The 21,534-nt window shown below is 70.8% G+C and carries 21 protein-coding genes; 18 read left to right on the top strand and 3 right to left on the bottom strand.

All coding sequences use genetic code 11. The annotated features are described in order from the left end of the window. Positions 1-93: 93 nt before the first annotated feature. A complete protein-coding gene (locus ABGB08_RS27720) occupies positions 94-525 on the top strand; it encodes a VOC family protein (RefSeq protein ID WP_347595428.1) in 432 nt (143 codons plus the stop codon). A 121-nt stretch (positions 526-646) separates the two neighbouring features. Next, positions 647-1,225 carry an RICIN domain-containing protein gene (locus tag ABGB08_RS27715; RefSeq protein ID WP_347595425.1) on the top strand — a complete coding sequence of 193 codons (579 nt, stop codon included), beginning with the start codon at positions 647-649 and terminating at the stop codon, positions 1,223-1,225. A 200-nt stretch (positions 1,226-1,425) separates the two neighbouring features. On the opposite strand, the gene ABGB08_RS27710 is transcribed toward ABGB08_RS27715, so the two are convergent. Continuing rightward, positions 1,426-1,632, bottom strand: coding sequence for a hypothetical protein (locus ABGB08_RS27710; protein ID WP_347595422.1), 207 nt, complete (start codon positions 1,630-1,632; stop codon positions 1,426-1,428). Positions 1,633-2,564: 932 nt separating this feature from the next. On the opposite strand from ABGB08_RS27710, the gene ABGB08_RS27705 reads away from it, so the two are divergent. Further along, the gene (locus tag ABGB08_RS27705) at positions 2,565-2,777 is read left to right on the top strand and encodes a hypothetical protein (RefSeq protein ID WP_347595419.1); all 213 of its coding nucleotides are present in this window, start codon (positions 2,565-2,567) and stop codon (positions 2,775-2,777) included. Here the strand turns inward: ABGB08_RS27705 and ABGB08_RS27700 are convergent. Beyond that, on the bottom strand, positions 2,768-3,376 hold the full coding sequence (locus ABGB08_RS27700; protein WP_347595416.1) for a TetR/AcrR family transcriptional regulator: 609 nt from the start codon (positions 3,374-3,376) through the stop codon (positions 2,768-2,770). The two genes, ABGB08_RS27705 and ABGB08_RS27700, sit on opposite strands and share 10 nt — an antisense overlap. Before the next feature lie 113 nt (positions 3,377-3,489). Here ABGB08_RS27700 and ABGB08_RS27695 point away from each other — a divergent pair, with 113 nt between their 5' ends. From ABGB08_RS27695 to ABGB08_RS27625, 15 genes are all read left to right on the top strand, one after another. Continuing rightward, positions 3,490-4,317, top strand: a complete 828-nt coding sequence (locus ABGB08_RS27695; protein ID WP_347595413.1) for an SDR family oxidoreductase — start codon at positions 3,490-3,492, stop codon at positions 4,315-4,317. A gap of 162 nt (positions 4,318-4,479) precedes the next feature. Further along, positions 4,480-5,499 (top strand): ABC transporter permease, encoded by a 1,020-nt coding sequence (locus tag ABGB08_RS27690; protein WP_347595410.1) that lies wholly within the window; start codon positions 4,480-4,482, stop codon positions 5,497-5,499. A 31-nt stretch (positions 5,500-5,530) separates the two neighbouring features. Next, complete coding sequence (locus ABGB08_RS27685; RefSeq protein WP_347595407.1) at positions 5,531-6,601, top strand: sugar ABC transporter substrate-binding protein; 1,071 nt, start codon at positions 5,531-5,533, stop codon at positions 6,599-6,601. A gap of 77 nt (positions 6,602-6,678) precedes the next feature. Then, positions 6,679-8,805 carry an SMP-30/gluconolactonase/LRE family protein gene (locus ABGB08_RS27680; RefSeq protein ID WP_347595404.1) on the top strand — a complete coding sequence of 709 codons (2,127 nt, stop codon included), beginning with the start codon at positions 6,679-6,681 and terminating at the stop codon, positions 8,803-8,805. Beyond that, entirely contained in the window at positions 8,802-9,902 is a 1,101-nt protein-coding gene (locus ABGB08_RS27675; protein WP_347595401.1) for a hypothetical protein, read from the top strand. The genes ABGB08_RS27680 and ABGB08_RS27675 overlap by 4 nt, the downstream gene beginning before the upstream one ends. Next, a complete protein-coding gene (locus tag ABGB08_RS27670) occupies positions 9,899-11,386 on the top strand; it encodes a sugar ABC transporter ATP-binding protein (RefSeq protein WP_347595398.1) in 1,488 nt (495 codons plus the stop codon). Before ABGB08_RS27675 ends, ABGB08_RS27670 begins: the two co-directional genes overlap by 4 nt. A gap of 10 nt (positions 11,387-11,396) precedes the next feature. Then, positions 11,397-12,923: an AMP-binding protein gene (locus ABGB08_RS27665; RefSeq protein ID WP_347595395.1), complete on the top strand. Its 1,527-nt coding sequence runs from the start codon at positions 11,397-11,399 to the stop codon at positions 12,921-12,923. Then, positions 12,910-14,106, top strand: coding sequence for an acyl-CoA dehydrogenase family protein (locus ABGB08_RS27660; protein ID WP_347595392.1), 1,197 nt, complete (start codon positions 12,910-12,912; stop codon positions 14,104-14,106). The genes ABGB08_RS27665 and ABGB08_RS27660 overlap by 14 nt, the downstream gene beginning before the upstream one ends. A gap of 32 nt (positions 14,107-14,138) precedes the next feature. Then, positions 14,139-14,723, top strand: coding sequence for a TetR/AcrR family transcriptional regulator (locus ABGB08_RS27655; RefSeq protein ID WP_347595389.1), 585 nt, complete (start codon positions 14,139-14,141; stop codon positions 14,721-14,723). Then, entirely contained in the window at positions 14,723-15,412 is a 690-nt protein-coding gene (locus tag ABGB08_RS27650) for an SDR family oxidoreductase (RefSeq protein WP_347595386.1), read from the top strand. The genes ABGB08_RS27655 and ABGB08_RS27650 overlap by 1 nt, the downstream gene beginning before the upstream one ends. Further along, positions 15,400-16,578: a CaiB/BaiF CoA-transferase family protein gene (locus ABGB08_RS27645; protein WP_347595383.1), complete on the top strand. Its 1,179-nt coding sequence runs from the start codon at positions 15,400-15,402 to the stop codon at positions 16,576-16,578. Before ABGB08_RS27650 ends, ABGB08_RS27645 begins: the two co-directional genes overlap by 13 nt. Beyond that, complete coding sequence (locus ABGB08_RS27640) at positions 16,575-18,527, top strand: dehydrogenase E1 component subunit alpha/beta (protein WP_347595380.1); 1,953 nt, start codon at positions 16,575-16,577, stop codon at positions 18,525-18,527. The genes ABGB08_RS27645 and ABGB08_RS27640 overlap by 4 nt, the downstream gene beginning before the upstream one ends. Positions 18,528-18,542: 15 nt before the next feature. After that, positions 18,543-19,556, top strand: coding sequence for a phosphotransferase family protein (locus ABGB08_RS27635; protein ID WP_347595377.1), 1,014 nt, complete (start codon positions 18,543-18,545; stop codon positions 19,554-19,556). Further along, on the top strand, positions 19,553-19,903 hold the full coding sequence (locus ABGB08_RS27630) for a hypothetical protein (protein WP_347595374.1): 351 nt from the start codon (positions 19,553-19,555) through the stop codon (positions 19,901-19,903). Before ABGB08_RS27635 ends, ABGB08_RS27630 begins: the two co-directional genes overlap by 4 nt. Then, positions 19,896-20,894 (top strand): alcohol dehydrogenase catalytic domain-containing protein, encoded by a 999-nt coding sequence (locus ABGB08_RS27625; RefSeq protein WP_347595371.1) that lies wholly within the window; start codon positions 19,896-19,898, stop codon positions 20,892-20,894. The genes ABGB08_RS27630 and ABGB08_RS27625 overlap by 8 nt, the downstream gene beginning before the upstream one ends. Here ABGB08_RS27625 and ABGB08_RS27620 read toward each other — a convergent pair. Further along, positions 20,863-21,525 (bottom strand): TetR family transcriptional regulator, encoded by a 663-nt coding sequence (locus ABGB08_RS27620; protein ID WP_347595369.1) that lies wholly within the window; start codon positions 21,523-21,525, stop codon positions 20,863-20,865. The genes ABGB08_RS27625 and ABGB08_RS27620 overlap by 32 nt on opposite strands. Positions 21,526-21,534 lie beyond the last annotated feature (9 nt).

The raw sequence follows: 21,534 nt of genomic DNA, 5'->3' as shown, positions 1-21,534 counted from the left end.
ATTGTTCTCCCAAACCAGGTCCTCGTGCCGGTGAGGCAAAGATGAGTAGCCCGGTACTCAAGCCCCCGCGGCTCCATCGCCGATGATTGTGGCATGCTCGTAACCGGCGTACACCACATTAAAATCTGGGTTACCGATCTTGCCCGCAGCCGTGAATGGTACGAGAAGGTCTTCGACCTGGAGCTCTCGATGAGCTTCGAGGATCAGGACGGCGTGGTGCGGGGCATGGCGTTCCGCGTCGCCGGGACCGACTTCGAGATCGCCCTGCGGGAGAACCGCCGGCTCGCCGAGGCGCTCCACGACGCCGACCCGTTCGCCCTGGCCACGACCCGCGAAGGGCTGGACGAGTGGATCGCCCACCTGGACGCGCGGGGCATCGCGCACTCCCCGGTCATCCGCGCGTCCCGGGGGTACGGCCTGGGCTTCCGCGACCCCGACGGCGTCCAGATTCGCCTGTACGCCACCGACCCCGCCGTCACGGCGGAATCGGGCGACCGCGTGCGGGTCCCACCGGTGAATCTCTAGAACACCACGGCCAATCCCTCTAAAGCTTCCCGGTAATTCTCCGTACTACGCGACGCGAACTACCGGTCTACTCGATGCCGTCGCCGGGGCAAAAGGCCCCGGCCTCGTCACGGGGAGAGAAATGAAGCGCAATCACTACGCGTTCGGACGTGTCGGCAGGATGGCTTACGCCGCTCTGCTGGCCGCCGGGCTGTGCCTGGCGGCGACGGGGACCGCCCAGGCCGCCCGCGCCGGGGCTCCTGAACCGGCCGCCGCCGCGGCGCTGCCGCCCACGGATCCGACGCTCTGGTGGATCAGGAACAGCGGGCTGACCGTAACGGAGAAGTTGGGCCCCGACGCCATCCGGGTCAAACTCTGGAACATGCCGGGGACGATCAATCCGTTCTACGTGAGCGTGCTCTGGCACTTCACGCCGGTGCCGGGGAACCCGGGCGCGTACTTCGTGGAGAACCACAACGAAGGCTGCCTCGACGTCCTCAACGACTCCAAGGCGATCGGGGCCGACCTGGCGATCCGCCAGTGCGACGGTAGCCCGAGCCAGCAGTGGTTCACGCCGTACAAGAACGGCAGGTGGGCCCTGAAGAACGCGTGGAGCAACCTGTTCGCCGCCGCCAAACTACCGATCGTCGACGGCCGCGTGCTGACCCAGCAGTTCGACGGCGTCGAGCAGGAGCTGTACTTCGACATGCCGCGGTTCTAACCTCGGGCTTTCGCCCAGACGGCACAGGATCTGATCGTTCACATCGGAAAGTGCTCTCTGAACTGGGAGGATAGGATTTCTCGAAGGTCCTTTCCGCGCCAAGTTCCGGAGCACTTTCCCGTGGTGCGACACGAGGTCGCTGGTTACGAGCGGGTTAGTCATTGGGAGGACCGGTGAAGCCGGTGACGTCCTCCTTCACGTCAGGCGGACCAGCATCTTGCCGGTGTTGGCGCCGCGCAGTACGCCGAGGAAGGCGGCCGGAGCCAGGTCGAGACCCTCGACCACCGTTCCCGGGTTCGCGGGCTGCCGTCGGCGAGCCAGGCCGCGGCCTTGGCGATGTACTCGGGGAAGCGGTCGAGATGGTCGCTCACCAGTACGCCGCGCATGGTCAGCCGTTCGGTGACCACGTCGTACAGGTTGCTTGGGCCGGGAACGGGCTACATGACCTCGGTCGCCTGGTCCTGTGCTGCACATGCTGGGTCTTGGCCTCCAACCTTCGTACCTGGGCTCCGCTGCTGGGCGGCGGCCGAAGCGGCGGTCCGGCTCACCGAGAAGGTGGAGTTCGCCACAGACAGCGACGAAGAGGAGCTGGCTCTTCGCGCGTCACTCATCCTCTAGTGAACAACGCCGAGTGTGTCGGACCGGTGAGTGCCGCAGAAGCGCAAGCCATGTTGGACACGTTGGATGCCGAATAGGCCCAACCCATGCGGCGCCCGCAACATGCGCAGAACCCGGGCCCCACGTCCAGACGTCACCGCAGTGCGCTGGCAAAACCAACTGCTGGACTCAGCACCCATCCTGCCGGCCCACGCCTCCGGCCGCCGCTCGACCAGCTCCACCCACCCGGGGAACTCCCCGCCCGGGCTGCCACAATCGGGAAACCCCGCCACAGACCCGCTGGGAGCGTCCTAGTCTGGGCCTATGACGGCCCCGACCAAACTTCTCGCCTACAACTGCCTCACGGGAGAAGCTACTGGCTCGGTGGAGTTGCGCGGCCAAAACCTGATTTGCAGTGACCGGGCGCTAGAGCAGACCGTCGCCCTCAAAGCTGATCGTCACGGCTGGACTCCAGAGCAGGCCATGAACGGACTGAACGGCCATGTAACCGGGTACACGGTCTTCCTCCCCGAGGGCGCTCGACCGCCGGGACCACGGTAGCCAGCCCTGTCTACCCCGGACATGACGAAATCGGCCCGCCCTCCCGGAGGGGGCGGGCGTTCCACGATTACGGTCAGGCGATGGCCCGCAGGCACACGGCCCGGCCAGACCCACCCACCCGGGCAGCTGCGCACACATGCCTGCGCAATCGGGACATCCGCCTCATTCCGAGGTAGCCCGCATGGCCAAACCAACCCCCGCCCAGCACGCGGTTCTGCTGCGGATCCGCGACGAGGTCGTGCGACACAACCCCCTCTCGCCGCGCCGGTCGAAAATCCCGGCCGCCACGGCCCTCTTCAACGCCGGGTGGATCGATGTGTTCGTCATGCGCGGCGGCAAGATCGGCGAGCGTCGGGCCTGGGTGATCGAGCTGAAGGAGAGCGACTACCGCTGATCTTCAGCGGCGCCGACCGTGTGCAGGGCGATCGTGCGGTAGCGGGTGGCGATTTCGGGTGGGGTGAGCGGGCCCGCTGGGTCGTACCAGGTGACGATGGCCTGGAACATGCCGAGCAGGGCGCGGGTGGTGTCTTCGGGGAAGGAGACGTCGAAGGTCCGGGACTGGTGGCCTGCGCGGACCACGCCGAGGAGCAGGTTTTCCAGTTGTTTGCGGGTCGCGGCGTAGTGGCGGCGGCTTTCGGGTTCCAGGTAGCGGAGTTCGGAGTCGAGCACGGTCAGGGATGAGCGGTGGGTGACCGTGAGGACGATGCTCTCGACGATGTTGGTGAAGCGGGCCCGCGGGGTGGGGGTGGCCTCGTCGTGGGCGGCGCCGGCGCGGGACAGGAGCTCGCCGACGCAGGCGTCCAGGAGGGCGACGAGGACTGCCTGCTTGCTGGGGTAGTGGTAGTAGAGGCCCGGCACGGTGACCCCGGCGTGGGTCGCGAGTTCGCGGACCGAGCTGCCGTGGTAGCCGCGGGCGGTGAAGACCTCCAGCGCGCCGCGGAGGATGGGCGGCAGGTCCAGCGGGGGGTAGTGCCGCCAGTGTGCGGGCGCCATCCGGTCGTCACTCCTCTCAAGGGTTGAAGGCTAATGGGAACCGGGCTTGTGCGTCGACGCGACCCGAGTTACTTTAGCGACCGTTAAGTCAACAAAGTAGAGGGTTGAGGCCGATGGGCTCCATCGACGGCAGGGTGGCCCTGGTCACCGGGGCGGGGCAGGGAATCGGGCGGGCGATCGCCCTCAAGCTGGCCGCCGAGGGCGCCCGGGTCGTGGTGAACGACATCGACGCCGACGCGGCGCACGACACGCTGGAGACGATCGGCAAGGTCGGCGCGAGCGGGGTCGCGGTGGTGGGCAGCGTCACCGACGAGGAGTTCGCGGGCCGGTTCGTGCGCACCGCCGTGGACCGGTTCGGCGCGCTGGACGTCATCGTCAACAACGCCGGTTACACCTGGGACTCCGTGATCCAGCGGATGACCGACGAGCAGTGGGAGGCCATGCTGGCCGTGCACGTGACCGCGCCGTTCCGGATCCTGCGCGCGGCCCAGCCGGTGATCAGCGGCCTGCACCGGGCGGAGCGGGAGGCCGGTATCGCGCACACCCGCAAGGTGGTCAACATCTCCTCGATCTCCGGCCTGGACGGCAATCCCGGCCAGGTCAACTATTCCAGCGCCAAGGCCGCCGTGGTCGGCCTGACCAAGACCCTGTCCAAGGAGTGGGGCCGCTACCAGGTGACCGTCAACGCGGTCGCGTTCGGCTTCATCCAGACCCGGCTGACCCAGGCCAGGTCGGTCGCCGACGGCCACATCACCGTGGCGGGGCACGAGGTCAGGGTCGGCATGCCGGACGAGCGGGTGTCGGAGCTGGAGGCGGCCATCCCGCTGGGCCGGGCCGGCACGCCGGAGGAGGCGGCCGGAGCGGTGTACCTCTTCTGCACGCCGGAATCCGACTACATCAGCGGGGAGACCCTCGTCTGCGGGGGCGGCTACCACTTCTGACCCCATAACGGCCAGGTCCACGGGAGGCGTACGCGCCCCCGTGGATTTGGCATGCGCGGAATTCTCACCCCCTGTAACAAGCCCGTAACACCCATTTCTCCGGTATTGCGGCACTTGTTAGGGCCGACCCATTATGTACCGATCAGTCAGTACAGAGGAGCCATGGTGACAAGCTCAGTGGCCTCGGAAACCCCAGCCGGCGGTGTTCGCCGCCGGCTCGCCGCGATGGATCAGGGCTACATCGTCGCGGGCGTGCTGCTCGCCCTGGTGGTGGTGTTCTCGGTGACGTTGCCGGGTTTCTTCTCCACCGCCAACCTGCTCAACGCCGCCAGAAGCGCCTCGGTCCTGGGGCTGCTGGCCATCGGCATGGCCGTGGTGGTCATCGCCCGCGGGCTCGACCTGTCGGTCGTGATCATCATGAGCGTCAGCTGCGCGATGGCCGTCGAGCTGATGCTCGCCGGTTACGGCGAGGCGGCCGCGCTGGGCGCCGGCCTGCTGATCGCGCTCGGCCTGGGCCTGGTCAACGGCCTGCTGGTGGCCTACGTCGAGGTGCCGCCGCTGTTCGTGACGCTGGCGACCAGCCTGCTCTACCTCGGGTTCTTCCGGCTCGTGCTGCTGCCCAAGGACCAGCAGGCCGTTCCGGCCGGGGCGAGCCTGATGACCTGGCTCGGGCGCGGCTCGGTTCTCGGGGTGCCCAGCCCGGTCCTGGTCCTGGCCGCGGCGGCGGCCCTGGCCACCTGGTTCATGTCCCGCAACTACGGCAGGTTCGTCCGGGCGCAGGGCGACAACCCGGCCGCGGCCGCGCTGGTGGGCCTGCCCACCCGGCCGCTGCTGGTCTCCACCTACCTGGTGTCCGCGTCCGCCGCCTTCGTGGCCGGCGTCGTGGGCGTCTCCGTGGCCGGCTCGTACGACCTGCGGGCCGCGGTCACCGGAACCCAGCTGTACGACGTCATCGCGGTCGTCGTGATCGGCGGCGTGAGCCTCGCGGGAGCGCGGGGCAGCATCGGCGGCGTCGTCTGCGCCGCCCTCCTCCTCGGCGTCATCGGCAACGCGATGACGCTGCTGAACATGAGCGTCATCGAACAGTCCCTGTCGAAGGCGTTCATCGTCCTGCTGGCGATCGTGCTGGACAGCCTCCTGCATCCCCGTGATGAGGAGACCGCACGTGCCGGCGACATGTGACACAACCCCCCGCTCATCGAAAGAGGCACCAATGGGCACATACAAGCAGGTGATCGTGGCCGCGGGGGTGGCCCTCACCCTCGTCCTGACTGGCTGCACCAGCACGAGAAACGAAGGCACGGCCGAGAAGAGCACCACCACCCAGCAGACCGGATCCGGCGGTCTGCCGGCGATCGCCTCCCCGCAGGAGGTCATCGCGAAGTCGCTGAGCTCGATGCGCGGCAAGAAGGTGCAGATGATCACCATCAGCGGCGACGGCGCGGCGCTGACCCGGGCCTGGAAAGAGCGCACCGTGCTCGGCTTCCGGGAGGTAGGTGTCGACTTCACCGCCATCAACGCCAACTTCGACACCCAGGTCCTGGCCCAGCAGGTGCAGACGGCGATCGACCAGAAGCCGGACGCGCTGATCCTGCACAACGCCGACCTCAGCGGCCTGGCCAAGCTCATCCAGCAGGCCCAGAGCGCGGGCATCTACGTGATCGTGCTGAACCTCGGCTCGAACGCCCAGAGCGACGCCTACATCGGCCCGAACTGGACCGCGATGGTCGGCAAGCTGGCCGAGCGGGCCGCCGCCGACTGCAAGGCGATGAACAAGAAGGACGTCGCCATCATCAGCGGCTTCGCTTCGGACACCGGCTCGCTGCTGACGGTGGAGTCGGCCACCCAGGTCTTCAAGGACCAGGGCATGAACCTGGTGGCCAGCCAGCCCGGTCAGTACGACCCGACCAAGGCCAACGAGATCACCCGCACGCTGCTGCAGCAGCACCCCGGCCTGTGCGCGCTCATCGGCAACTGGGACGGCATGATGTCCGGCGCCGCCAACGCCGTGGCCCAGGCCGGCAAGATCGGCCAGGTCGGCGTCTACACCACCGACTCCAGCGACGTCGCCTGCGACGGCATCGCCAAGGGCACGGTGGCGGCGGCCGTCAACTACGGCGGCGGCACGACGATGGGCGACAACGCGGTCGCGGTCACCCAGTACCTGCTGCAGAGCGGGGTCACCCCTGGGGCCAGCAGGACCGCCCTGTTCACGCCGACCCAGATCATCGACAAGTCCAACTACCAGCTGGCCGGCTCCTGCTACGCGGCGGCGGCGCAGTAGCCCACCCCCGCGGGTGGGTGGTCACTCACCCACCCGCGGATCGGGGTGACCCGCGCTTCGAGAATGGGGAACGACACGTGCCCAAGGATGCTTTCGCTCTCACCGGTATGTCCTGGCGACACAGGTTCTCCTTCCAGCGATCCCTGGCCGAGCTGCTCGGCAAACGCTGGATGGAGGCGATGGTCCCGTGCCTGCTGCTGGTCAGCGTGCTGACCTGTTTCGGCGTCACGGCGGACGGCTTTCTCACCCTGGACAACGCCTCGACGTTGTCCCAGAACTTCGCCGAGCTCGGCCTGGTCGCGCTCGGCATGACGATCGTGCTGATCGGCGGTGGCATCGATCTGAGCGTGGGAGCGGTCTTCGGGGTGGTCAACGGCTTCGCGCTGATCGCGTTCAGACTGCTGGGCTGGCCGGTCCCGCTGGTGGTGGCGGCGGCCATCGCGCTGGGCGCGCTGCTGGGCTCGGTGAACGGCGTCCTCATCGCGTACGCGAAGACGCGGCCGTTCATCACCACACTGGTGACCCTCCTGGCCTACCGCACGGTGGCCGAGTACATCGACACGATGTACAGCCCGCGCATGGCCACGACCACGCGGATCGACCCCATCTGGGACATGCTGGGCGCGGGGCGCCTCGCCGGGCTGACCACCCAGTTCGTGCTGCTGGTCGTGGTGGCCCTGGTGGTGCACGTGCTGCTCAGCCGGAGCCGGTGGGGGTGGCGGATCACGGCCATCGGCTCGTCCCGCACCTCGGCCCGCCGGGCCGGGATGAACCTGCCCGCGATCACCTTCAGCACCTATGCCGTCGCGGGCGCGCTGGCCGGCGCGGCCGGGCTGCTCACGGCCAGCCGGTTGGAGCAGAGCTCGGCCTCGACCGGTCTGGGGATGGAGTTCGCGGTGCTGACCGCCGTCGTGATCGGCGGGGTGAGCCTGGCCGGGGGCAGGGGCACGGCCATGCGCGCGCTCATCGGGGCGCTCACCGTGGCCGCGATCTCGCAGGGTCTCACCCTGCAGGCCCAGCCGCGTCCCCTCTACTCGGCGGTGCTCGCGGTGATCCTGCTGGTCTTCGCCGCGGCCGACCTGAAGTGGGGGAAGAACCGGGGCAAGGCGATCCAGAAGATCTACATGGCGCCTGGCAGGTTCCGCCTGCGCGCCTCGCCGGACATCTACCAGCAGGGCGGTGTCTGGGAGCTGAACGACCGGCTCACCGGCGCGCAGGCGATCGGTCTCGGCGAGCTGGACGGGCCCGAGGACGTGGTGCTCGACGAGCGGGGGCGGCTGTACTGCGGCGACCGCCGCGGCTGGTTGTGGCGCTTCGACGGCCCGGACGCCCCGGCGGAGCTGGTGGCCAGGGTCGGCGGCCACCCCCTCGGCCTGGTCATCGACAAAGACGGAAATATCGCCATGTGCGTGGCCGGGATGGGCTTGTACGGCATCACCCCCGAGGGCCAGGTCACCCCGCTGGCCACCGACGTCAAACGCACCTGGTACCGGATCAACGACGACTCGGCCATCCGCCTCGCCGACGACCTCGACGTCGCCGCGGACGGGAAGATCTACTTCAGCGACGCCAGCACCCGGTTCGACGGCGACGAGTACTTCCTCGACCTGATCGAGTCGCGCCCCAACGGCCGGTTGCTCCGCTACGACCCGGACACCGGGCAGACCACGGTCGTGCTGCGCAACTACGCCTTCCCCAACGGGATCTGCGTGTCGCACGACGGCGCGTCCGTGCTGATCAACTCCTCCAACCTCTACCGGATCGACCGGTTCCACCTCGCCGGGCCGAAGGCCGGGCAGCTGGAACCCTTCGCCGAGAACCTGCCCGGCATTCCGGACAACATCAATCGCGCCTCGGACGGCGGCTACTGGGTCGCCTTCGCGGGCATGCGGACGCCGGTGTGGGACCTCGCCATCTCGATGCCGAAGTTCCGCCGCCGGATGGTGAAGGAACTCCCCTTCGACGAATGGCTCGTGCCCAACCTGAACACCTCGTGCGTCATCAAGATCACTGAGGCGGGCCAGGTGGTCGAGTCCCTGTGGGACGGACAGCAGAAGGACCATGCGGTGATCACCTCGATGCGCGAGCACGACGGCTACCTGTATCTGGGCGGGCTGACCAACGACCGGCTCGGCCGGATCGCCCTCCCCCAGCGCGAAATCCCGGCGCGAGCCGACTCCGAGCGGGTGGTGAGCGCGCCATGAGCCTCACCTCCGAACTCCGCCGCAGCCTGGGCCTCGCCGCCGAGTTCCTGCTGCCCTCCCGGTCGGAGAACCGCGCGATCCCGTCACTGGACGGCGGCCTGGCCGCCAACGACCTCGTGGACGCCTGCCGGGTGCTCTGGTCCGGCGCCGACGCCGAGCCGGACGACCTCGCGGTCGCCGACGAGCACACCCTGCTGTTCACCGCCGGCCGCGACGTGCTCGGCCTGGACCGGCGGACCGGGCGCACGCACACGGTCGCGTCGCTGCCGGGCCGGGTGTCGGCCCTCGCCCCGGACGGCGATTTCGCCGTGGTGGACGGGGGCGGCCTCTACCGGCTGGCCGGCGGCGTCGCCGAGCGCGTCGGCGACACCTCGTTCACCTGCCCGACCAGCCTCGTGCATACCGGCGGGCAGGCGTACCTCACCCTGGGCAGCGCCGAGTTCGCCGCCGACCAGTGGACGCACGACCTCATGGGCAAGGGCGCGTCGGGGAGCCTGGTGCGGGTCGATCTCGCCTCCGGGCGGGCCGAGACGCTGTCCGCCGGTCTGGCCTGGCCCGCCGGGGCCGCCCTCGGCCCGGACGGGCCGTCGACACTGCTGGTCACCGAGGCCTGGCGGCACCGGGTGCTGGAGTTCGACGTCGCCCGCCGGACAAGCCGCCCGCTGCTGGCCAACCTGCCCGGCTACCCCTGGCGGCTGGCTCCCGAGGGGAACGGCGACTACCTGCTCGCGTTCGTGGCGCTGCGGACGCATCTGGTGGACTTCGTGCTCCGGGAGGACTACTTCCGGGAGGAGATGATCCGCACCGTGCCGCCGGAGTTCTGGATCTCGCCGGCGCTGCGCTCGACCGGGGAGCGGTGGGAGCCGCTGCAGATCGGCTCGATCAAGCATCTCAACCAGACCAAGCCGTGGGCGCCGTCGCGTTCGTACGGGCTGCTCGCGCGGATGGCGGCCGACGGCACGTTCCTGCGGGGGTGGCACGCGCGGGCGGGCTCGGCCCGTACCGGGATCACCGCAGGACGGCGGGCGGGCGCGGACATCGTCATGGTCAGCAAGGGCGGCCGGATGCTGCTCGCCGCGGAAGGGGAGGCGGCATGACGCCGTTGCTGGAGATCGTCGCCGGATCCAAGAGCTACGCCGGGGTACGGGCCATCCAGGACATCGACTTCACCCTGCACCCGGGCGAGGTGCACGCGCTGCTCGGCGAGAACGGCGCGGGCAAGTCCACCCTGTGCAAGGTCATCTCAGGCGCGGTACGGCTGGACGCCGGCCGCCTGACCATGGGTGGCAAGCCGCGCGAGTACACCCACCCCAGCCAGGCGCTCCGCGACGGCGTGGCCATGGTCTACCAGGAGACCAGCCTGGTCCCGACCATGACCGTGGCCCAGAACCTGCGCCTCGGCGACGAGGCGCTGCTGTCGCGGTTCCGCTCGCTCAACATCGAGGGCCGCCAGCTGCTGCGGTCGATGAACTTCCCGGTGCAGGTGACCTCGCTGGTGTCCGCGCTGGGCAGCGCCCAGAAGCAGATGGTGGAGATCGCCCGGGCGATCCGCAGGCGCGCCAAGGTCGTGATCTTCGACGAGCCGACGGCGACCCTCACCCCGGAGGAGACCGAGCAGCTGTTCGGCGCCATCGGCCAGCTGACCCGGTCCGGCGCGGGCGTCATCTTCGTCTCGCACGCCATCGAGCAGTCCCTGCACATCGCCGACCGGGTCACGATCCTGCGGGACGGGCGGCGGCAGCTGACCACCAAGGCCGCCGACATCGGCAGGGACGAGGTGATCCGGCTCATGGTCGGCCGCTCGGTCGAGTATGCCCGCCGCCCGCCGAAGCCGGGCCTGGTCCGCGGCCCGAAGGTGCTGAGCGTGGAGAACCTGACCATGGGCACGGTGGTCAGGAACATGACGTTCTCGGCCTTCGCCGGGGAGATCGTCGGCATCGCCGGGCTGGTGGGCTCGGGCCGTACCGAGGCGTGCCTGGTGGTGACCGGCGCGCTCAAGCGCAACCGGGTCAACGGCGGGCGGGTGCTGCTGGACGGGCGGCCGGTGCGCTACCGGGTGCCGCGCCAGGCGGTGCGGGACGGGATCGTCTACGTCACCGAGGATCGTAAGGTCAACGGCTTCTTCGAGACCATGTCCATCGCCGAGAACATCGCGATCGGGGAGGCGGCCGCCGGGCGGAGGCTGTCGTTGCTGCGGGGTTCCCGCCGGGTCAAGGCGGTGGCCGCCCGGTTCATCCAGCGGTTCCAGATCCGCACGATCACCCCGAACGCGCGCGTGGTCGAGCTGTCCGGGGGCAACCAGCAGAAGGTCGTGCTGGCCAAGTCGCTCACCGGCGACCCCCGGGTGGTCATCTTCGACGAACCGACCCGGGGGGTGGACGTGGGGTCGATCGAGGAGATCCACCAGCTGATCCGCCAGATCGCCGATCAGGGGGTCGCGGTGGTGCTGATCTCGTCGTACCTGCCGGAGATCTTCTCGCTGTCGGACCGGATCCTGGTCGCCAGAGGCGGCCGGATCGTGGCGGAGTTCGCGCCGGACTCGGCCACCGAGGAGTCCGTCATGTTCGCGGCCGTGCACTGATGGGGAGGCAATGATGACCGGATTCACGCTCCGCGCCACGCTGGACGTGGGCGCCGCCCGCTCGCCCGAGGCGGTGGCCCTGGCGTTCGAGGAGACCGAGCTGACCTACGCCGAGCTCGGCCGCCGGGTGGACGAGGTCGCCGCCGGCCTGGACCGGCTCGGCTTCGGCCCGGGCGACGCGCTGCTGGCGGTGCTGCCCAACTGCGTCGAGTACGTCGAGCTCTTCTACGCCGTCGCCACCCTGGGCGGGATCATCGTCCCGGTGAACTACCTGCTCAGCCCCGAGGAGGTCCGCCACATCAAGGGGGACTCCGGAGCCGGCTGGATCGTCGTGGACGGCTCGATGACCGGCCTGCTGAGCGGGCTCGACCTGTCCGGGACCCGGGTCATCCAGCGCGGCGACGACTACCAGGCGCTCCGCGATTCGGGCGTGCTCGCGACCAGGCCGCAGGTCGCGCCGGACGACGTGGTGCTCCTGCAGTACACCTCGGGCACGACCGGCGTGGCCAAGGCCGCCGTGCACACCCACCACACGCTGATGTGGAACACGGTCCAGCAGGTCGTCGACTTCGGGGTGGATCAGCGGGATTCCTACCTCTGCGTGCCGGCGCTGTGCTGGGCGGCCGGGTTCCACGACTTCACCCTCGCGGTGCTCTGGGCGGGCGGCCGGGTGACGCTGCTGCCGAGCCGCTCGTTCGACCCCGCGCGCTTCCGCGACCTGCTGGTCCGCCACCGGGTCAGCATCGTGGTGCTGGTGCCCTCGGTGCTCAGGATCCTGCTGCGCTCCGGGCTGGTGTCGGCCGCGACCTGGGGGTCGATCCGGCTGCTCGCCTCCGGCGGCGAGGCGTTACCGGTGGAGCTCATCGAGGAGTTCGAGGCGGCGCTGCCCAGTATCTGGGTGATGCAGTGCTACGGCATGACCGAGGGGCCGATGATCATGACGTACCTCGATCGGGACAGCGCCGTGCGCAAGCGCGGCTCGGCCGGGAAGGCGATGTCGATGACCGTCATCGAGATCAGGCGATCCGACGGCGCCGCGGCCGATCCCGGCGAGGTGGGCGAGATCGTGGTCCGCTCCCCCGCCTCGATGATCGGCTACCACCGCGCGCCGGAGCAGACCGCGCTGGCGCTGCGCGACGGCTGGCTGCACACGGGTGACAACGGCTGGCTGGACGAGGAGGGCTACCTCTACGTGGCCGGGCGGGCCAAGGACATGATGATCTCCGGCGGCCTCAACGTCTACCCGGCCGAGATCGAGCGGGTCCTGCTCCGGCACCCCGCCGTGCGGGAGGTCGCCGTCGTGGGCGTCCCGCACGAGGTGTACGGCGAGGTCGGCCGGGCGCACGTGGTCGTGGCGCCGGACGCGGGGGTCACCCCGCCGGAGCTGGCGCGGCACGCACGGCAGAGCCTGGCCGGTTACAAGGTGCCCCGGGTGTGGGTGCTCGGCGCCGAGCCGCTGCCCCGGACGACCTCCGGCAAGGTGCTGAAGTCCAAACTGCGCGACCTGCCGAAGGGAACATCAGATGTGGAGCTTTGAGACCGACCCGGAGTTCCAGTCCCAGCTCGACTGGATGCGGACCTTCGTCGACGAGCGCATCGTGCCGATCGAGACGCTCCGGCCGGATCGGGAGGAGTTCGCCGCGCTCATCGTGCCCCTCCAGCAGGTGGTCAAGGAGCGCGGTCTCTGGGCCGCCCACCTCGCGCCCGACCTGGGCGGGCCCGGCTTCGGGCAGCTCAAGCTGGGCCTCATGCACGAGATCATCGGCCGCTGCGCGGTCGCGCCGTACGTGTTCGGCAACCAGGCCCCCGACGCGGGCAACAGCGAGATCCTGGCCCGGCACGCCACCGCCGGGCAGCGCGAACGCTGGCTGGTCCCGCTGCTGGAGGGGCGGCTGCGTTCCAGCTACGCGATGACCGAGCCCGGCGCGGGAGCCGACCCGACGCTGCTGGCCACCAGGGCTGTCGAGGGCTCCGGCGGCTGGCGTCTGGACGGCCACAAGTGGTTCATCACCAACGCCTCGGCGGCCGACTTCATGATCGTCATGGCGGTGAGCGATCCGGACGCCGGGCCGCACGAGCGGGCCAGCCAGTTCATCGTGCCCACCGGCACGCCCGGGCTGCGGGTGGTCCGGGAGATCGGCACGCTGGAGGACTCCCGGCCCGAGTGGGGACGCCTGGAGAACCACGCCGAAGTCGTCCTGGACGGCGTGCTGGTCGGCCCGGACGCGCTGCTGGGCGAGCGCGGCCAGGGCTTCCGCATCGCCCAGGAGCGGCTCGGGCCCGGCCGCATCCACCACTGCATGCGGTGGATCGGCCAGGCCTCGCGCGCCCTGGACCTGCTCTGCGAGCGGGCGCTGTCGCGCTACAGCCACGGCTCGCCGCTGGCCGACAAGCAGACCGTGCAGAACTGGATCGCCGAATCGTGGGCGGACCTGCACGCCGCGCGGCTGATGACCCTGCACGCGGCCTGGACGATCGACCGGTACGGCGTGAAGGCGGCCAGGACCGAGATCAGCGCGATCAAGTTCCGCGGCGCGCAGATGCTGCACGACGTCATCGACCGGGCCATCCAGGTGCACGGCGCGCTCGGGCTCACCACCGACCTGCCGCTGCAGGACATGTACCGCCGCGCCCGGTCGGCCCGGATCTACGACGGCCCTGACGAGGTGCACCGGCAGACGGTGGCCCGCAATGTCCTGAGAACCCACAAAGCCCGATGACCCCCACCCATCCCCAACAGACGGAGGACCACGTGTCCGGCGAGCAGCCAGCGGACTCCACCCGTGACCGCATCCTGCAGGTCGCGTCCCAGATATTCGCCGTGAAGGGCTATCACGGCGCCGGCGTGTCCGAGCTGGGCGAGGCGGCGGGCCTGCAGCGCGGCGCGCTGTACTACCACATCGGGTCCAAGGAGGATCTGCTGTTCGACCTGTGCAAACGGCACGTGGACGAGGCCCTGATCCGGGGCAGGGCGGCGGTGGCCAGCACCCCCGACCCCCGGGAGCAGCTGCGGCGGCTGGTGCACGCCCACCTCAACACGCTGGCCGAGCGGCGCAGCGACGTCATCGTGGCCGAGCACGAGATGCGCTCGCTGACCGGCGACCGGTCGGTGCGGCTGCGGGCGCTGCGGCGGGAGTACCAGAGCCTGTTCGAGGAGGTCTTCGAGCGCGGCGTGGCCGGCGGGGTGTTCCGTACCGCGCATCCGATCGACGTGATGGGGGTGCTCGGCCTGCTCAACTACACCTACGTGTGGCTGGACCCGAAGGGCCCGACCTCGGTGGACGAGATCGCCGAGCGGCTGGTGGTGCTCATCATCGACGGCATGGCGGCCCACTAGTGGGCGCGACGCGCAGGCGGGCGCTGGTGACGGGTGGCGCTCGCGGGATCGGCCGGGCGATCGTGTCTGAGCTGGCCGATCGCGCGGTGGATGTCGTGTTCACCTCCCGGAAGCCCTCGCCCGAGATGGCGGACGCGGAGCCGTACGACCTGCTGGACGGCGACGCCGAGGATCTCATCGACCGGTGCGTGCGGCGGCTGGGCGGTCTGGACACCGTGATCCTCAACGCCGGGGAATGGGCTGGCGGCCGGATCGAGAAGCTGCCGCCGCAGGACTGGTGGCGGGTCGTGGAGACGAACCTGCGCGGCAACCACCTGCTGGCCCGCGCCGCGCTGCCCGCGCTCCGCGCGTCCGGCGCGGGCTCGCTGCTGCTGGTCTCCTCGGTGATAGGCCAGGCCGGTTTCCCGGGCGACACCGCGTACGCCAGCGCCAAGTCCGCCATGACCGGCTTCGCGCGGGCGCTGGCCAAGGAAAGCGGGGTCCGGGTCAACGTGCTGGCCCCCGGATTCGTGGACACCGACATGACCACCGGGCTCGGCGAGCGGGCCAGGCGGCGCATCGTGGAGCGCACGGTGCTCGGCCGGTTCGGCACGGCCGAGGAGATCGCCAGAGCGGCGGTCTTCCTGGCGGAGGACGCGACCTTCTGCACCGGCGCGGTGCTGACCGTGGATGGCGGGTGGACATTGTGAGCGCAGGACCGCTGAGCGGCGTGCGGGTCATCGAGATCGGCGGGATCGGCCCGGGGCCGTTCTGCGGCATGATGCTCGCCGACATGGGTGCGGAGGTGCTGCGGGTGGACCGGCCCGGCTACCGCAGCCCGGCCAACCCGCTGCCGCCGCACGCCGACCTGATGAACCGGGGGCGGCGTTCGGTGGCGATCGACCTGAAGGCGCCGCGTGGCGCGCAGACCGTGCTGCGGCTGGTGGAGTCCGCGGACATCATCTTCGAGGGGTTCCGGCCCGGCGTGGTGGAACGGCTCGGCATCGGCCCCGAGGCCTGCGCGGAACGTAACCCGCGCATCGTCTTCGGGCGGATGACCGGCTGGGGCCAGCAAGGGTCGCTGGCCGACCGGGCCGGGCACGACATCAACTACATCGGGCTGACCGGCGTGCTGGCGGCGATCGGCACGCCCGAGTCGCCCCTGCCGCCGCTCAACGTGGTGGGCGATTTCGGCGGGGGCGGCATGCTGCTGGCGTTCGGGCTGGTGTGCGCCCTGCACGAGGCCCGCGCCTCCGGTCGCGGGCAGGTGGTGGACGCCTCCATCGTGGACGGCGCCTCGCTGCTCATGACGCTGTTCCACGCGTTCGCCGGCGAGGGGTTCTGGTCACCCGCGCGTGGCGTCAACCTGCTGGACGGCGGCTCGCACTTCTACAACGTGTACGAATGCGCCGACGGCCGGCACGTCGCGGCGGGGGCGATCGAGCCGCAGTTCTATCGGCGGCTGCTGGCCGGGCTCGGGCTCGACCAGGACCGGGACTTCCTGGACGGGCAGGCCAGGCCCGAATTGTGGCCGGTGCTGAAGAAGCGGATGGCGGAGGTGTTCCGGAGCCGTACCCAGGCCGAATGGCTGGCCGAGTTCGAGGGAACCGACGCCTGCCTGACCGAGGTGGTGCCGTTGGGGGAGGCGGCCGGGCATCCCCTCAATGTCGAGCGGGACGCCTTCGTGCGGGTCGGGTCGATGGCTGCGCCCGCGCCCGCGCCACGCTTCAGCCGTACCGCCCCCGGAGTGCCGTCGCCGCCGCCCGCGCCCGGGCAGGACACGGTGGCCGGGCTGACCTCCTGGGGGCTGTCGGCGGCGGAGGTCGACGACCTGGTCGGCGACGGCACCGTGGTCCAGGCCGGTGCCCCGTGGTGAGGGTCGAGCTGTACCGGCGGATGGCGCGGATCCGGCGGTTCGAGGAGCGCACCGCGCAGCTCTACCGGGACGGCGAGATCCCCGGTTTCGTGCACGTGTCGATCGGCCAGGAGGCGGTCGCGGTCGGCGCGTGCTCGGTGCTGACCGGCAGGGACATCATCACCTCCACGCACCGGGGTCACGGGCACGTGCTGGCCAAGGGCGGGGACATGGGCCGGATGTTCGCCGAGCTGCTCGGCCGGGCCGACGGCAGCTGCCGGGGGCGGGGCGGCTCCATGCACATCGCCGACCTGGACGCCGGGGTCTTCGGCGCGAACGGCATCGTCGGCGCGGGTCTGCCGATCGCCACCGGCGCGGCCATGGCGATGCGGCTACGCGGAACCTCCGATGTCGCGGTGGCCTTCTTCGGGGACGGCGCGGTGTCCCAAGGGGCCTTCCACGAGGCGGTCAACCTGGCCGCCGTGAAGGACCTGCCGATCGTGTTCCTCTGCGAGAACAACCACTTCGCCGAGTTCTCCGACGCGACGGTCATCCGCGAACTCCCGCTGGCCGAACGCGCGCGCGGCTACGGCATCGCCTACGCCCACGCGGACGGCAACGACGTGGAAGCCGTCGCCCGGGTCATGGCCGCCCAGGTCGCCCGGGCCAGGTCGGGCGCGGGTCCCGTCCTGGTGGAGGCCGAGACCTACCGGGCCCGCGGCCACTACGAAGGCGACCAGCAGCGCTACCGCACCCCCGAGGACCTGGCCGCCCGGGAGGCCAACGACCCGCTCGCCATCCTGGCCGCGCGGATCCGCGCCGACGGCGACGGCGACCTGCTCGCCAAGATCGCCGACGAAGTCGAGCGCGAGGTCGAGACGGCCATCGCGTTCGCCAGGGCCGCACCGGAACCCGGCGCGGAAACCCTCCAGGAGTACGTCTACTCGCCGGTCGGGCACCGGCCGCCGCTCCCCGTCCCCGCGGACGTCCAGGCCACCCCCGCCATCAAGACCAGCCGGGCCATCCGAGCCGCGCTGGAGGACGAGCTGGCCACCGACCCCTCGGTCTTCCTGGCCGGGATCGACGTGGCGGCGGGCGGCAACGTCTTCGGCCTCACCCGGGGGCTGCACGAGCGCTTCCCCGGGCGGCTCATCGACACGCCGATCTCCGAGACCGCCATCATGGGCCTCGGCGTGGGCGCGGCCATGTCCGGCCTGCGGCCGGTGGTGGAGCTCATGTACATCGACTTCATCGGGGTCTGCCTGGACCAGCTCATGAACCAGGCGGCCAAGATGCGGTTCATGACCGGCGGCGCCGTCCAGGTGCCGCTGACCGTGCGCACCCAGTTCGGCGCGGGCCGGTCCTCCGGCAGCCAGCACTCGCAGAGCCTTGAGGTGCTGCTGGCCGCGATTCCCGGGCTCAAGGTGGTCATGCCGGGCACCCCCGCCGACGCGTACGGCCTGCTGCGGGCGGCGGTGCGCGACCCCAACCCGGTCATCGTCATCGAGAACCGGCTGCTCTACGAGGTCTCCGGGGACGCGCCCGACCGGAGCGAGGCCCTCGAACTCGGCCGCGCGCACGTCGTCAGGGAAGGCTCCGACGTCACCGTCGTCAGCTACTCGCGGATGGCGCAGGTCTGCCTGGCCGCCGCGCGGGAGCTGGCCGGACGCGGCATCGAATGCGAGGTCGTCGACCTGCGCACCATCGCGCCGCTGGACTACCAGACGATCATCGCCTCGCTGGCCAAGACCTCGCGCCTGCTCATCGCACACGAGGCGATCACCGACTTCGGGGTCGGCGCGGAGATCAGCGCCCACGTCGGCGAGCACGCGTTCGAGCTGCTGGACGCCCCGATCAAGCGGGTCGGCGCCGCCAGGATGCCGCCGCCGTACGCGCCGAACCTGGAACGGCTCTGGCTGCCCGACCAGGCCGCCGTGGTCCGGGCCGTCGAGCAACTGGTCGCGTACTAAATGGGGGGAACTGCTGTGGATCATGCTGTCTTCGCCGGGCGGCTGGAGGCGTGGGCGCGTGCGCACTACGGTCCCGGGGCGGTGGTGGGCGGCGTGCGCCGGATGCCGGGCAACTCCGGGATCAGCTACGGCTTCGACGTCGAACACTTGGGTGAGCGCGAGGCGCTGGTCGTGCGGCTGGCCCCGCCCGGGGTCGCGCGGCAGGGCAACGCCGACGTGATGCGGCAGGTGCCGCTGCTGCGCGCGATGAAACGGGCCGGGCTGCCGGTGCCCGGCGTGCGCTGGTTCGACGCGGACGAGTCGTGGTTCGGCGTGCCGTACCACATGGTGGAGCACGTGCGCGGGCAGTCGACGCACCTGTTCGACGCCGGGGCGGCCGAGCTGGTCGACGGCTCGGGGCTCGAGCCGGTGTTCGCGGAGGCGATGGGCGTGCTGGCGGCGATCCACCGGGTGGACTGGCGGCGCGAGCTGGCCGGCTGGAGCACCCCGCGGGATCTGGCCGGCGAGATCGACTCCTGGACGCCGAGCCTGCTGAAGTCCGACGACCCGCGCTGGATCGAGAGCGGGTTGCGGCTCAGGGATCGGCTGGTGGCGAGCATGCCGAAGGTGGCCGAGACGAGCGTGGTGCACGGCGACTTCTACTCCAACAACTGGCTGTTCGCCGATGGGCGGCTGACCGCGGTGCTGGACTGGGAGATCGCCTCGATCGGGTGCGCGGGGGTGGACATCGGGTGGATCTGCATGATGTACGACCCGCGCAGCTGGGGTCCGGCCCGGCATCAGTGGTCGCGGTGGTCGCCTTCGCCGGAGTTCCTGCTGGGCGCGTATCGCGCGGCGGGCGGTCCGGAGGTGCCGGATCTGGCCTGGTTCCGGGCATTGGCCGGGTTCCGGCTCAGTTGCATCACCGCGATGAGCCTGCGCCTGCATCGGACCGGGCGGCGGCCCGATCCGGCCTGGGAGGTGCTGGCCGACGCCTCGCCGTACATGCTGGACCGGGCCGGGGAGTTGCTGGCCGGGGAGGTTCGATGAAGGAGTTCGCGCACGTCGAGGACGTGCTGCTGGTGCTGGGACCGGCGGAGGAACTGCCGGGGCTGCTGGCCGGGCTCGTGGCGGCCGGATTCACCTCGGCGTACGGCGCGGACGAGCTCCTCGACGGCGAGGGCCCGACCCTGGCGGCGGCGCGCGCGGCGTTGGAGGCGCGCGGCGGCAGCGGGCGGGCCGACGTCGTGGTGTCGGTGCGGGGGCGGCTGGATCTGGCCGCCCGCTGGGTGCGGCGCGGCGGCCGGGTGGCGTCCCTCGCGGCCGGGACCGTCATGCCCAGCCTGGACACGCTGGTCGCCCGAGAGGTGACCGTCATCGGAGGCCGGGATGAGTGAGGGACCGAAGCGCGCGCTGCTGACCGCGCCCCGGCGGTTCGAGGTCGCGCCGGGACCGGAGAGTTCCCTTGGTCCCGCCGACGTGCGCATGGACGTGCTGGCCGTCGGGATCTGCGGCTCGGACCTGGCGACCTTCCGCGCCGGAGACGCCGCCCCCGACCAGGTGCTCGGCCACGAGATCGTGGCCCGCGTATCCGAAGCGGGCGCCCTGCCGGTCGGCGCCAGGGTCATGGTCCGCCCGATGCGCTCGTGCGGACGCTGCTGGTACTGCGCCCAGGGCAGAACGCAGCTGTGCGATCGGTCCCGCGAGCTCACCCTGTCCTTCCAGCGGCCCGGCGGGTACGCCGAGGAGCTCATCCTGCGCGATCTGGAACCCGGCGACGTGACCCTGCTGGCCGCAGACGTCCCGATTCTGGACGCGATCTGGGCCGAGCCTCTCGCGGTCGCCCTGCACTGCGTGGCCGCTCTCGGCGACACCCGGCCCGGCGACGAATTGCTGGTGGTCGGCGCGGGTCCGCTCGGCCTGTGCGTGATCGCGGCGGCGCACGCCCGCCACCTGAAAGTGACCGTCGTCGAACCCCGCCCAGCACGCCACGCCACCGCCCTGGCCGCGGGCGCCCAAGCCGTCCACCCACCCGGCGGCCCGATCGGCGCGTTCCCGTGGACCATCGTCGCGGCGGGCACCCCCGCGGCGCTCCGCCTGGCCGTCGACGCCACCGCCCCGCACGGCCACATCGCCGTCGCCGCCCTCGGCCCCGCTCCCTTGCCGCCCCTCCCCCACCCGATCGAGATCCACGGCTCCTTCGGCTACCGCACCGAAGAGTTCCGCCACGCCGCCACCCTCATCAACACCCACGCCGTACGCCTCGGCGCCGCGGTCACCCGAACCTTCCCGCTGACCGACATCAACGCCGCCTTCGCCTACTCCCTTGAAGATCAGGACGCGGTCAAGGTGGCCATCACTCCAGGTGCCGCTGGATGGCCGCCATGACCGCCTGCGGAGAGGCCGAGCGGCGGAATGTCGCCACGACGACCTCGTCGGCGTCCTCCCGCGGCTGCTCGCGGAAGGTGGCGATCACATACCGGAAGGCGTGATCGAGCGGGCCGAAGGGGTCGTACGTGCCGCCGCTGCGCAGCCACCCGCGCAGGACCTGGTTGTGCGCGGCCACGACCGAGGCGGCCACGAGTTCGGCGCGCAGGTCGGCGTCGGGCGATCCGGCCAGCCACTCGCCGGCGAACTCGCGGAACAACCGCTGGTAGCGGGCCACACTGGCGATCTCCCTGGTGCGTAGCGCGGGCACGCGGCCGACGAGGCGGTAGCGGCGCAGCGACACCTCCGCGTCGTCCACGTAGTGCGTCAGCACGATGCGGACCGCGTCGATGATGGCGACGATCGCCGTGTCGGCGGTCGAGGAGCGCAGGCGGGCGTCGACCGTGGCGAGCAGGGTGTCGTGGTCGGGGAAGATCGCGTCTTCCTTGGACCGGTAGTAGCGGAAGAACGTGCTGCGGCTCACCCCCGCCCGGGCCGCGATGTCGTCGACGGTGGTCTCGTCGTAGCCGTTCTCGTCGAAGAGCGCCACGGCGGCTTCGGCGAGGCGCTGGCTGATAGGCGGTTTGGGCACGCGGCCATT

Origin of the sequence: Acrocarpospora sp. B8E8 (assembly GCF_039871605.1) — a bacterium.
GTDB classification, from domain to species: Bacteria; Actinomycetota; Actinomycetes; order Streptosporangiales; family Streptosporangiaceae; genus Acrocarpospora; species Acrocarpospora macrocephala.
This window is presented reverse-complemented; position numbering and strand designations above follow the sequence as displayed.